This window comes from Pseudomonas sp. GW821-FHT05H12 (genome assembly GCF_059419385.1).
This window is the reverse complement of record NZ_JBWKRS010000018.1, coordinates 57,183-69,256: the sequence shown is the minus strand read 5'-3', so window position 1 is coordinate 69,256 and position 12,074 is coordinate 57,183. Positions and strand designations below refer to the sequence as shown.

Sequence of the window (12,074 nt, the reverse complement as noted above, 5' to 3'; positions counted from 1 at the left end):
TTATGCGCGGGAAACGATCTCAATCGTTGAAGTCTTCCCAGCCGCCCATGTCTTTCCAGCGGTTGACGATGCCGCAGAACAGCTCGGCCGTCTTCTCGGTGTCGTAGCGAGCCGAGTGGGCCTCGCGACCGTCAAAGTCGATACCGGCTGCCTGGCAGGCTTTTGCCAGCACGGTCTGGCCATACGCCAGGCCGGCGAGGGTGGCCGTGTCAAAGCTGGAGAAAGGGTGGAACGGATTGCGTTTCATGTCCAGCCGCGCCACGGCGGCGTTCAGGAAGCCCAGGTCGAAGCTGCTGTTGTGACCCACCAGGATCGCACGTTTGCAGCCATTGGCCTTCAACGCCTTGCGCACGCCACGGAAGATGTCGGTCAGCGCCGCTTCTTCGCTCACGGCCATGCGCAGCGGGTGATCGAGCTTGATCCCGGTGAATTCCAAAGCGGCCGCTTCGATGTTCGCGCCTTCAAACGGCTCGACGCGGAAGAAGTGGGTGTGTTCCGGGAACACAAAGCCCTGTTCATCCATGCCGATGGTGGTCGCAGCGATTTCCAGCAGGGCGTCGGTGGCACTGTTGAAGCCACCGGTTTCTACGTCGATGACAACCGGCAGATAGCCGCGAAACCGCTCGGCCATCGGGTGACGGGAACCGCCACCACTGTGCTCGTGTTCGTCGTCGTAATGGTCTTCACTCACTTGCTTTCCTCCAGCAGGCGCCAGCGCAGTGTTTCACCGGCGCGCAGCGGGATGACAGTCAGCTCGCCAAACGGCAGGCTGGCAGGGGCGGTCCAGTCTTCACGAACCAGGGTGATGCGGTCGGTGTTCGCCGGCAAGCCGTAGAAACGCGGGCCGTTGAGGCTGGCGAATGCTTCGAGCTTGTCCAGCGCATTACGTTGTTCGAACGCTTCGGCGTACAGCTCGATGGCAGCAAATGCCGTGTAGCAACCGGCACAACCGCACGCGGCTTCTTTGGCATGCTGGGCATGAGGCGCGGAGTCGGTGCCGAGGAAGAACTTCGGATTACCGCTGGTCGCGGCGTCCAGCAGCGCCACCTGATGGGTGTTGCGCTTGAGGATCGGCAGGCAATAGAAGTGCGGCCGAATCCCGCCCACCAGCATGTGGTTGCGGTTGTACAGCAAGTGGTGCGCGGTGATGGTTGCGCCAACGTTGGCCGAGGCCTCGGTGACAAACTGCACGGCATCGGCGGTGGTGATGTGCTCGAACACCACCTTCAGGGTCGGAAACAGCTCGACCACACGGCGCATGTGCTCATCGATGAAGATTTTTTCACGATCGAACACGTCGACGTCGCCACGGGTGACTTCACCGTGGATCAACAGCGGCATGCCAACTTCGGCCATGGCTTCGATCGCCGGCAGGATCTTGTCGATACTGGTCACGCCGGAGTCGGAGTTGGTGGTCGCGCCTGCCGGATACAGCTTGGCGGCGTGCACGAAACCGCTGGCTTTGGCTTCACGAATCTCTTCGGGCTGGGTGCGGTCGGTGAGGTAGAGCACCATCAACGGTTCGAAGCGGCTGCCGGCCGGTCGTGCAGCGAGGATTCGCTGGCGATAGGCATCGGCTTGCTCGGCGTTACGCACCGGAGGTACCAGGTTAGGCATGATGATGGCGCGGCCAAACGTGCGCGCTACATCGGCCACGGTGTGGGGTAACGCAGCACCATCGCGAAGATGAATATGCCAGTCGTCGGGACGCAGCAGGGTCAGGCGGTCGGACATTGGGGATTCCAGGCGGGTCAATCTGGTGGGAATGCTACCGGAAAAGACTCTATCAGGCACTCGCTATCAAGTTTTGCGGGATGCATCCGATAGCCTTTTGTATGCCTTATCGATGTATGACGCTTTGAAGTGTTGTAGAAACCAGTGGAGCCTCCCGTGCGCCAGCATTATCTAGCCCTGCTCAGTGTGTTCGCCAGCCTGCCTGCGATGGCCCTCACGTTCCAGACACGTCTGGAGAATATTGAGTGGAAGGTGGAAGGCGACCAGTTCGAGTGCCGCCTGACCCAGCCGATCACGGATTTCGGTTCGGGTGAGTTCGTGCGCCGGGCCGGTGAGCAGGCGACGTTCCGCCTGAAAGCCTATAACGGCTCGCTGGGCGCAGGTTCCGCGACACTCTTGGCCGCTGCGGCGCCCTGGCAGCCGGGGCGCGGTGATATCAACCTTGGCGCCGTACGTGCAGGTAGTGGCGATGTGCTGTTCAACAGCTCCCAGGCCCAGGCCGGGCGACTGTTCACCGGTTTGCTTGAAGGGCGCAGCCCGACGGTCCGACATTACGGGCGCGAAGGGGGGTACTCGGAAATTCGCCTGTTGCCGGTGAAATTCAGCAAGGCCTACAACGACTACCAGTTGTGCACCACCAAGCTGTTGCCGATGAATTACGACCAGGTCAAGCAGACCGAAGTCGGATTCCCCGGGGGTGGCATCGAACTGGACGCGGCCGCCAAGAAGAAGCTGGATGTGATACTCGCGTTCATGAAAGCCGACCCCACGGTCAACCATATCGAATTGAATGGCCATTCGGACAACAGCGGCAACCGTTTGACCAACCGGGATGTCTCGCGCCGTCGCGGCCTGGCAGTAATGGATTACCTGAAGGCCAACGGTATCCAGGAATCGCAGATCACCTTGCGCTTTCATGGCGAAAGCTACCCATTGGCGCCCAATACCAACGCGGCAAACCGGGCCCGCAATCGCCGCGTCAACATTCAGCTTGAGCGTGTGGCAGCCCCCGAGAAACCGGCGCCCACGGCCACCGGCCCGAGCAACCCCGCGCACACGTCGTAAGGTGCGACCATCGGTCGCCCGCTCGACATAATCTGTCGCTTTATCTTCATTTGCTGTCGCGCCTCTGTAAATTCACGGTTTTGGTCGGTAGAATCGACGCCTTTCCGTACAACCCCGTGGAGTGATGGCATGGCCGACGTAAACAAGGTCGTTCTCGCGTATTCCGGCGGCCTGGACACTTCGGTGATCCTCAAGTGGCTGCAGGATACTTATAACTGTGAAGTGGTGACCTTCACCGCTGACCTGGGTCAGGGCGAAGAGGTCGAACCTGCACGTGCCAAGGCGCAAGCCATGGGCGTGAAAGAGATCTACATTGACGACCTGCGCGAAGAGTTCGTCCGCGATTTCGTTTTCCCGATGTTTCGCGCCAACACCGTCTACGAAGGCGAGTACCTGCTGGGTACTTCCATCGCACGTCCGCTGATCGCCAAGCGCCTGATCGAAATCGCCAACGAAACCGGCGCCGACGCCATTTCCCATGGCGCTACGGGCAAGGGCAACGACCAGGTACGTTTCGAGCTGGGTGCCTACGCGCTCAAGCCAGGCGTAAAAGTGATTGCCCCTTGGCGTGAGTGGGACCTGCTGTCCCGTGAAAAGCTGATGGATTATGCTGAAAAGCACGCCATCCCGATCGAACGCCACGGCAAGAAGAAGTCCCCGTACTCGATGGACGCCAACCTGCTGCACATCTCCTATGAAGGCGGCGTGCTGGAAGACACCTGGACCGAGCACGAAGAAGACATGTGGAAATGGACCGTCTCCCCGGAGAACGCTCCAGACAAGCCACAGTACCTGGAACTGACCTACCGTAACGGCGACATCGTTGCACTGGACGGCGTCGAAATGACCCCGGCCACCGTGCTGGCGACCTTGAACCGTATCGGCGGCGAACACGGTATCGGCCGTCTCGACATCGTCGAGAACCGTTACGTGGGCATGAAGTCCCGTGGCTGCTACGAAACCCCAGGCGGCACCATCATGCTGCGCGCCCACCGCGCCATCGAGTCGATCACCCTGGACCGCGAAGTGGCTCACCTCAAAGACGAGCTGATGCCCAAGTACGCCAGCCTGATCTACACCGGCTACTGGTGGAGCCCTGAGCGTCTGATGCTGCAACAGATGATCGACGCATCCCAGGTCCACGTGAACGGCGTTGTGCGCCTGAAGCTGTACAAGGGCAACGTGATCGTCACCGGCCGCAAGTCCGATGAGTCGCTGTTCGACGCCAACATCGCTACCTTCGAAGAAGATGGCGGCGCCTACAACCAGGCGGACGCAGCTGGCTTTATCAAGTTGAATGCTCTGCGCATGCGCATTGCGGCCAACAAAGGTCGCTCGTTGTTCTGAGTGTTTCACGCGTTATAGAAATGGCCCCTTGTTCAAGGGGCCATTTTTTTTGCCTGTCTATTTGTCCGGCTTTGTGATGTTTAATTTTGTTTAAAAAATGTTGATGTTTTTTTGTCAGAAAAACTTCGATGGCGGTTATTGGCAGGTCACTAGCATTATGTAGGTCGGCATGAATATTTACACCTGCGTAGGAACTGGTCTTACAGAAACCTCACTCATGAAAGTGCAGATAAGCAGCAATGTGCTGAATGGTCTGTAGGACTTTGGGGTGAAAGTAAATATGTTAAATGGAACTAAAAGTGTCGAATTTATTTCGCATGCCGTCCCTGTGGAAAACGCCAAGCAAGGGGAATTTCCTGAAAGCCTTGTGCAGAACGTTTACCCAAGGCCCCTTACCCTTTGGAAATTTCACTCAAAATATGTAAGCCCAAGGAAAGATCTGAAAGGCTCCATAAAACGCTATACCTCCAAGTTGGCGTTTTTTTGTAGGGCGATTCCTTTATCTGTGTGGGTTGGGTCTCTGCTTGCTGTTGCTTGGGGGGGAACACTATGCCAACTAGGAAACGACTAGGCTATTGTGCTTGCTCTAAATAATTCGAACAGCGAAATTGGACTTTCTCATGAATAAAGTGCTGATCGTGGATGATCATCCTGTCATTCGACTTGCTGTGCGCATGCTAATGGAGCGTCATGGTTATGAGGTCGTTGCCGAGACTGATAACGGTGTCGATGCGCTGCAACTTGCCAAGGAATACACGCCGGACATTGTCATACTGGATATCGGTATTCCCAAGCTCGACGGCCTGGAAGTTATCTGCCGGCTGTCTTCTGCCAAACAACCTGCGCCCTTCAAGGTGCTGGTGCTGACGTCCCAGGCTCCGGGCCATTTCTCCATGCGCTGCATGCAGGCGGGCGCAGCAGGGTATGTGTGCAAGCAACAGGACCTGGCCGAACTGCTGAGCGCCATCAAGGCGGTATTGTCCGGCTACAGCTACTTTCCGAACCAGGCACTGAACTCGGTGCGCTCCACCATTGGCAACGCCAGTGAAGCAGATATGGTCGAGCGCCTTTCAGGTCGGGAGATGATGGTGTTGCAGCAACTGGCACGTGGCAAAACCAACAAGGAGATTGCCGATGGCATGTTCCTTAGCAACAAGACCGTCAGTACCTATAAGACTCGCCTTCTGCTCAAGCTCAACGCCCGCTCCCTTGTCGACTTGATCGAATTGGCCCAACGCAACGGCCTGGTATAGGCGAACGTGTTACGCCGCAGGCATTAGGAAGGATTACCGGCACAAAAAAGCCTCCGTCAGGGAGGCTTCCGGTCGTCAACGGATTGATCAGAGGTCGAAGTCGTAGTCGGCCAGTTGTTTTTGCAAGCGTCGCTCTTCCAGAAGATTGTCGATGGTGCGGCGTTTGCTCAAATTGGTCTTGGCCACCTCTGCAACAGGTGCTTCCCCATCATCGTCCGACTCCGCAACGAGGTCGTCTTCTACATCGAGTTGTTCTTTGCCAGTGCTCATAAGGTTAACTCCAGGCTAAGACTGCCGTTGGCGCTCCTTATAACGATAATCCATGAACGGGTAAAAAAGATTTTTTCAATCGATTGATCGAAAAAAACAATGATCACTCAATCGTCGGACGTTTTCTCCTTGTATTCACACAGGTCTTCTATGCGGCAGCTGCCGCAACGCGGCTTGCGCGCCTGGCAAACGTAGCGACCGTGCAGGATCAGCCAGTGGTGGGAGTCAAGCAGGTAGGGCTTGGGCACGAACTTCATCAACTGCTTTTCGACTTCCACCACGTTTTTGCCACGGGCAATGCCGGTGCGGTTGCTGACACGAAATATATGGGTGTCCACCGCCATGGCCAGTTGCCGAAATGCAGTGTTCAGTACAACGTTGGCCGTTTTTCTGCCGACCCCAGGCAAGGCTTCCAGTGCTTCGCGAGTTTGTGGCACTTCGCTGCCATGGAGTTCCACCAGCAGACGGCAGGTCTCGATGACATTCTTGGCTTTGCTGTTGTACAGTCCGATCGTCTTGATGTATTCCGACAACCCTTCCACGCCCAAGGCATAGATCGCTTCTGGCGTGTTGGCCACCGGATACAGTTTGGCCGTGGCCTTGTTGACGCCCACGTCCGTGGATTGGGCCGACAGGATCACCGCAATCAGCAATTCGAACGGCGTTGAGTAGGCCAGTTCGGTCTTGGGTTCTGGATTGTCTTCGTGAAGCCTGCGGAATATTTCCAGGCGTTTAGCGGCATTCATCGGGCGGGCGGTTCCTTGCAGGCGGTCAGCATGATCTTCGAATAGGGGCAGCGCTTGCAGGATAAACCATCGTTGGCACCTCTTGCAGCGCCTGTCGCGGGTCAAGGGCTGGTGTGGGTATCTACCCGAAGCTGCGCTTGCTCGAGCTTCTGTTGCGCGACGTCCAGCTCCTGTGCACTGACAACGGGTTGGCGTTGCAGCTTGCTGACTTCAGCCCGTGCATATGCCAGCGCCGTTTTCAGCTGGCGCAACTGGGCATCGATAGGGCGTTTTTCCACGCGTTGCAAGTCGGGCCTGGGTTGGTCGCTTTCCGCCTCGGCATCATGCAGCGCCTGCTCCGCACTGGACAGGGCTGCACTCAAGGTTGCCAACTGTTGCTCGTCAGCGTTCAAGTCCTGGGCTTTTTTCAGTTCGGCCCGGCGCATGGCCAGCTGGATTTTTGCGCGTTTGAGCGCCGGGTCCTTCTGTGTGGGCAAAGGTGTCGGAGTGCTGAGCTCCAATGCCGCTAGTGCCTGTTCAGCCGCTTCGAACTGCTGTTGGAGCACGATCAATTGCGACTGCTGCTCAAATGTAGGTGGGTGACCAAATGCCTTCAGCGATTTGTGTAACTGGGTGCGACTCATTGCAACCGAGATTTTGGCTTTCTTGATCGCTGCATCCTGAGCGGCCTGAGTCGTATCTGTCTGCACGGGGGCAGCCGTTGCTGGGCGCTTGGCCCGAGCCAGGCGTTCGGCGAGTCTATGCGCTTCTTCCCGCTGCAAGCGTGCAGTGCGTTGTTCAGAACGCCGTCGGGCGCGATCACGCTTGAGGCTGCGTTCATGGAACTCATGAGCATTGGACGCCAGGCCTCCAACGATAGGCAGCACGGCCGCTGCTGGGCGCATCTCAATGCAATCGACGGGGCAGGGTGTGACGCACAGGTCGCAACCGGTGCACTCATCGGCGATAACGGTATGCATCAGCTTGGCCGCACCGACAATCGCATCCACGGGGCAAGCCTGGATGCATTTGGTGCAGCCGATGCACTCGGCTTCACGGATATAGGCGATCTGGGCGGGAGCCTCGCCACGGCTGGTGTCCAGTTCCAGCACAGGCACCTGCAGCAACTGCGCCAGGCCGGCGATGGTTTCCTGGCCACCGGGCGGGCACTTGTTGATTGCCTCGCCAAACGCGATGCCCTCGGCGTAAGGCTTGCAGCCCGGGTGCCCGCACTTGCCGCATTGGGTCTGTGGCAGCAGCGCGTCGATACGTTGAATCAGGTTCATGGGGTGATCATTGGCATGCCGGTCAAGCGAACGGGCGGGTAGTGGATGTGTAAGAGCCCGGCTTGCTTGCGATGGCGTCCTTGAGAACGCCATCGCCGGAAAGCCGGGCTCCTACAGTAGACCTGTTTCGCTCATCGTAGGCCCATGGGCTTACTTGATGCGTTGGCCCGGCTTGGCGCCGCTGTCAGGGCTCAGCAGGTAGATTTCTTCGCCGCCAGGGCCGGCCGCCATCACCATGCCTTCCGAGAGGCCGAACTTCATTTTCCGAGGCTTGAGGTTGGCGATCATCATGGTCAGGCGGCCATCGAGCTTGGACGGGTCCGGGTAGGCACTCTTGATCCCGGAGAACACGTTGCGTTGCTCGCCACCCAGGTCCAGCGTCAGGCGCAGCAGCTTGTCGGCACCTTCCACGGCTTCAGCCTTGACGATCAGCGCCACGCGCAGGTCCACGGCGGCAAAGGCGTCGAACTCGATTTCCGGGGAAATCGGGTCCTTGGCCAACTCGCCATTACCTGCAGACGCGGATTCACCGGTGTCGGTCTGGCTGGCAACCAGGTCTTCCTTCGACGCGTCGGTCATGGCCTGCACCTTCACCGGGTCGATACGGGTCATCAGCGGCTTGAACTCATTCAACTGATGATTGCTGAGCAATGTGGCGTGGTCGTTCCAGGTCAGCGGCGCGACGTTCAGGAACGCCTCGGCATCGGCGGCCAGCAACGGCAGCACTGGCTTGAGGAAGATCACCAGTTGGCGGAACAGGTTGACGCCCGTGGCGCAGATCGCCTGGACTTCCGCCTGCTTGCCTTCCTGCTTGTTCAGCGACCACGGTGCCTTGTCGGCGATCCAGGCGTTGGCACGGTCGGCCAGGCCCATGATCTCGCGCATGGCGCGGGCAAAGTCGCGTGCTTCATAGGCGTCGGCGATGCTCGGCGCGGCGGCGAGGAACGCGTCGGTCAGCTCTGGCGCGGCGTTTTCGGCCACCAGCACACCGGCGTTACCCTTATGGATGAAACCAGCGCAGCGGCTGGCGATGTTGACGACTTTGCCCACGAGGTCCGAGTTGACCTTCTGTACGAAGTCTTCCAGGTTCAGGTCGAGGTCATCCACGCCACGGCCCAGCTTGGAGGCGTAGTAGTAGCGCAGGTATTCCGGCGACAGGTGATCCAGGTAGGTGCGCGCCTTGATAAAGGTGCCACGGGACTTGGACATCTTCTGGCCGTTGACCGTCAGGTAGCCGTGCACGGCAATGGCGGTCGGCTTGCGGTAGCCCGAACCTTCGAGCATCGCCGGCCAGAACAGGGCGTGGAAGTTGACGATGTCCTTGCCGATGAAGTGGTACAGCTCGGCGGTGGAGTCCTTGTTCCAGAACGCGTCGAAGTCCAGCTCGGGCGTGCGGTCACACAGGTTCTTGAAGCTGGCCATGTAGCCGATCGGCGCGTCCAGCCACACGTAGAAATACTTGCCTGGCTCGCCCGGGATCTCGAAGCCGAAGTACGGCGCATCGCGGGAGATGTCCCACTGCTGCAGGCCGCTGTCGAGCCATTCGGCGAGTTTGTTGGCCACGGCGTCCTGCAGGGTGCCGCTGCGGGTCCAGGTTTGCAGCATGGCCTGGAAATCCGGGAGCTTGAAGAAGAAGTGCTGGGAGTCCTTGAGCACCGGGGTGGCGCCGGAAATCGCCGACTTAGGGTTCTTCAGCTCAGTCGGCGCGTAGGTGGCACCGCATTTTTCGCAGTTGTCGCCGTACTGGTCTTCGGTGCCGCATTTCGGGCAAGTGCCCTTGATGAAGCGGTCGGCCAGGAACATTTTCTTTTCCGGGTCGAAATACTGGGTCACCGAACGCTGGTCGATATGCCCGGCTTCTTTCAAGCGCAGGTAGATCTGGCTCGACAGCTCGCGGTTTTCTTCGGAGTGGGTCGAGTGGAAGTTGTCGAAATCCACTAGGAACTCGGCAAAGTCGGCGCTGTGTTCAGCCTGCACGTTGGCGATCAGTTGTTCCGGGGTGATGCCTTCCTTTTCGGCGCGCAACATGATGGCCGAACCGTGGGCGTCGTCCGCGCAGACATAAATGCATTGATTGCCGCGATGCTTCTGGAAGCGCACCCACATATCGGTCTGGATGTACTCAAGCATATGGCCAAGATGGATGGAACCATTGGCATAGGGCAGGGCGCTGGTGACGAGGATCTTGCGTGGCTCGGACATGGGGCTCGGCTACTTGATGAAACGGAGGTCGGCCACTATAAAGCGCCGGGAAATATATTTCACCCCGTGGCGCTGTTTCAGAACATTCCCTGGCTGCGAAAGCATGCCGTTAACCGGTCGGAACGGTTAGGATAGCCGCCTGTTTCAGTCAGTCTTTTTTCGGGAGTAGCCCATGAGCGCCGTCAATCGCGCAGCGGTGGAAGCCGTTCTTCGCCAGTACACCGACCCCTATTTGAACCAGGACCCGGTCAGTGCCGGTTGTGTACGGGCCATCGAGGTCCAGGGCGACCAGGTCTCGGTCCAGTTGGAACTGGGCTATGCCGCCGGCTTGTTCAAAAGCGGCTGGGCGCAGATGCTGCAAATGGCTATCGAAGGCCTCGACGGCGTAGCGACCGCCAAGGTCGACATCCAATGCGTGATTGCCCCGCATAAGGCCCAGGCGCAGATTCCAGGCCTGGCCAACGTTAAGAACGTGGTTGCGGTCGCGTCCGGCAAAGGCGGCGTGGGCAAATCCACCACCGCCGCCAACCTGGCCCTGGCCCTGGCCCGTGAAGGCGCGCGCGTGGGGATTCTCGACGCCGATATCTACGGTCCGAGCCAAGGCGTGATGTTCGGCATTGCCGAGGGCACGCGGCCCAAGGTCAAGGACCAGAAGTGGTTCGTGCCGATCGAGTCGCTGGGCGTGGAGGTCATGTCCATGGCCTTCCTTACCGATGACAACACGCCGATGGTCTGGCGCGGGCCGATGGTCTCGGGTGCGCTGCTGCAGTTGGTGACCCAGACGGCCTGGGGCGACCTGGACTACCTGGTGATCGACATGCCGCCAGGCACCGGTGATATCCAGCTGACCCTGGCGCAGAAAGTCCCGGTGGCCGGTTCTGTAATCGTCACTACGCCCCAGGACCTGGCGCTTCTGGACGCGAAGAAAGGCGTGGAGATGTTCCGCAAGGTCAACATCCCGGTACTGGGCGTCGTGGAAAACATGGCGGTGCATATCTGCTCCAACTGCGGCCATGCCGAGCATCTGTTCGGCGAAGGCGGTGGCGAGAAGCTGGCCACCCAGTACGGTGTGGAACTGTTGGCTTCGCTGCCGTTGTCGATGTTGATCCGCGAGCAGGCCGACGGCGGCAAGCCAACGGTGGTTGCAGAGCCGGACAGCCAGATCGCGATGATCTACCAGGAATTGGCGCGCCATGTGGGCGCACGAATCGTCCTGCAGGAAGCCGCCGCGCCAGCCATGCCGACCATTACGGTCAGCGACGACTGAGCCGTTGGCGGGAAAAGGAGCCTCGACGTGTCGGGGCTTTTTCTTATCTGGATGGCCGGAGAAAGGTCGCAGTTACGCTTTTACGCAATTGCTCGTGTAAGCATTCGCTTACTTTTTCGTAAGTGATTGGTTTTTTTACCCGCCTTGGCCGTCTTGAATCGTTGAGAGTGTTTTTTATCTCATTGATATTAAAGGGTTATTTTTTTCGAGTTGACCGAGATCAATGGTGGTCCCTGCGCTTGGATCCCGTTGAACTTACATTGGAACTCTTTAAGATCAGCCCTGTGTCCACGGATTGACACAGCCATCAAGGAACGATGGTTCAAGGAACGTCGCAGGATGCGATTCATCAGGATGATGAAAAGGAACACAGGGACTAGGGAAAAATGTGGGCGGGTCATACCGCCCCTTTTTTTTGCCTGTAGAAAAGTAAAGCCCGCCCTGTAGAAACGCAAAAAGGCCCGCAAGGGGCCTTTTGGGGCGACGACGCTATCAGCGTTCGAGGTCTGCAATCTTACCTTTTTTGCCATCCCATTCCGCAGCATCCGGCATCGGATCCTTGCGTTCAGTGATGTTCGGCCAGATTTCCGCCAGCTCGACGTTCAACTGAATAAATTCCTGCATCTCTGCCGGGACTTCGTCCTCGGAGAAAATAGCGACGGCCGGGCATTCTGGCTCACACAGGGCGCAGTCGATGCACTCGTCCGGGTGGATAACCAGGAAGTTCGGGCCTTCGTAGAAGCAGTCCACCGGACATACTTCCACGCAGTCGGTGTACTTGCACTTGATGCAGTTGTCGGTGACGACGAAGGTCATTTCTAATTCTCTCCTCAGGCGGCGGCAGCGAAACCCTTTGTGGCAGGGCTCGCGAGGTTCGGGAGCGATAGTCTGCAGGCCAGGCTAATAGCCCGCAGCATCCCAAACC

At 58.5% G+C, this 12,074-nt stretch carries 11 protein-coding genes; 4 read left to right on the top strand and 7 right to left on the bottom strand.

Features of this window, described 5'->3' with window-relative positions; genetic code table 11:
• Window positions 1–19: 19 nt before the first annotated feature.
• A complete protein-coding gene (gene rnt, locus AC07SU_RS17460) occupies window positions 20–691 on the bottom strand; it encodes a ribonuclease T (RefSeq protein WP_016970751.1) in 672 nt (223 codons plus the stop codon).
• Window positions 688–1,734: a dihydroorotase gene (gene pyrC, locus AC07SU_RS17455; protein WP_176994857.1), complete on the bottom strand. Its 1,047-nt coding sequence runs from the start codon at window positions 1,732–1,734 to the stop codon at window positions 688–690. Before pyrC ends, rnt begins: the two co-directional genes overlap by 4 nt.
• A 156-nt stretch (window positions 1,735–1,890) precedes the next feature.
• Between pyrC and AC07SU_RS17450 the strand changes: the two genes are divergently transcribed.
• The 3 genes from AC07SU_RS17450 to AC07SU_RS17440 all read left to right on the top strand — a co-directional run bounded on the left by AC07SU_RS17450 (window position 1,891) and on the right by AC07SU_RS17440 (window position 5,399).
• Complete coding sequence (locus AC07SU_RS17450; RefSeq protein ID WP_176994856.1) at window positions 1,891–2,799, top strand: flagellar protein MotY; 909 nt, start codon at window positions 1,891–1,893, stop codon at window positions 2,797–2,799.
• Between the two features lie 129 nt (window positions 2,800–2,928).
• Window positions 2,929–4,146 (top strand): argininosuccinate synthase, encoded by a 1,218-nt coding sequence (locus tag AC07SU_RS17445; RefSeq protein ID WP_010212738.1) that lies wholly within the window; start codon window positions 2,929–2,931, stop codon window positions 4,144–4,146.
• A gap of 620 nt (window positions 4,147–4,766) precedes the next feature.
• Complete coding sequence (locus AC07SU_RS17440; RefSeq protein WP_176994855.1) at window positions 4,767–5,399, top strand: response regulator transcription factor; 633 nt, start codon at window positions 4,767–4,769, stop codon at window positions 5,397–5,399.
• 87 nt (window positions 5,400–5,486) lie between these two features.
• On the opposite strand, the gene AC07SU_RS17435 is transcribed toward AC07SU_RS17440, so the two are convergent.
• The 4 genes from AC07SU_RS17435 to metG form a co-directional block, all read right to left on the bottom strand.
• Window positions 5,487–5,669, bottom strand: coding sequence for a PA3496 family putative envelope integrity protein (locus tag AC07SU_RS17435; protein WP_124526113.1), 183 nt, complete (start codon window positions 5,667–5,669; stop codon window positions 5,487–5,489).
• A 107-nt stretch (window positions 5,670–5,776) separates the two neighbouring features.
• Complete coding sequence (gene nth / locus AC07SU_RS17430; protein WP_494997724.1) at window positions 5,777–6,415, bottom strand: endonuclease III; 639 nt, start codon at window positions 6,413–6,415, stop codon at window positions 5,777–5,779.
• A 101-nt stretch (window positions 6,416–6,516) separates the two neighbouring features.
• Entirely contained in the window at window positions 6,517–7,680 is a 1,164-nt protein-coding gene (rsxB, locus tag AC07SU_RS17425) for an electron transport complex subunit RsxB (protein ID WP_494997723.1), read from the bottom strand.
• A gap of 150 nt (window positions 7,681–7,830) precedes the next feature.
• On the bottom strand, window positions 7,831–9,882 hold the full coding sequence (gene metG, locus AC07SU_RS17420; protein WP_494997722.1) for a methionine--tRNA ligase: 2,052 nt from the start codon (window positions 9,880–9,882) through the stop codon (window positions 7,831–7,833).
• Between the two features lie 172 nt (window positions 9,883–10,054).
• Here metG and apbC point away from each other — a divergent pair, with 172 nt between their 5' ends.
• A complete protein-coding gene (gene apbC / locus AC07SU_RS17415) occupies window positions 10,055–11,149 on the top strand; it encodes an iron-sulfur cluster carrier protein ApbC (protein WP_494997721.1) in 1,095 nt (364 codons plus the stop codon).
• Window positions 11,150–11,641: 492 nt separating this feature from the next.
• Here apbC and fdxA read toward each other — a convergent pair whose 3' ends face one another.
• A complete protein-coding gene (gene fdxA / locus AC07SU_RS17410; protein ID WP_003208688.1) occupies window positions 11,642–11,965 on the bottom strand; it encodes a ferredoxin FdxA in 324 nt (107 codons plus the stop codon).
• Between the last annotated feature and the right edge of the window lie 109 nt (window positions 11,966–12,074).

Coding starts and splice junctions, on each gene's coding strand:
- AC07SU_RS17440 (WP_176994855.1), top strand. CDS start 4,767: ATGAATAAAGTGCTGATCGTGGATGATCATCCTGTCATTCGACTTGCT.
- AC07SU_RS17445 (WP_010212738.1), top strand. CDS start 2,929: ATGGCCGACGTAAACAAGGTCGTTCTCGCGTATTCCGGCGGCCTGGAC.
- fdxA (WP_003208688.1), bottom strand. CDS start 11,965: ATGACCTTCGTCGTCACCGACAACTGCATCAAGTGCAAGTACACCGAC.
- metG (WP_494997722.1), bottom strand. CDS start 9,882: ATGTCCGAGCCACGCAAGATCCTCGTCACCAGCGCCCTGCCCTATGCC.
- nth (WP_494997724.1), bottom strand. CDS start 6,415: ATGAATGCCGCTAAACGCCTGGAAATATTCCGCAGGCTTCACGAAGAC.
- AC07SU_RS17435 (WP_124526113.1), bottom strand. CDS start 5,669: ATGAGCACTGGCAAAGAACAACTCGATGTAGAAGACGACCTCGTTGCG.
- apbC (WP_494997721.1), top strand. CDS start 10,055: ATGAGCGCCGTCAATCGCGCAGCGGTGGAAGCCGTTCTTCGCCAGTAC.
- pyrC (WP_176994857.1), bottom strand. CDS start 1,734: ATGTCCGACCGCCTGACCCTGCTGCGTCCCGACGACTGGCATATTCAT.
- rsxB (WP_494997723.1), bottom strand. CDS start 7,680: ATGAACCTGATTCAACGTATCGACGCGCTGCTGCCACAGACCCAATGC.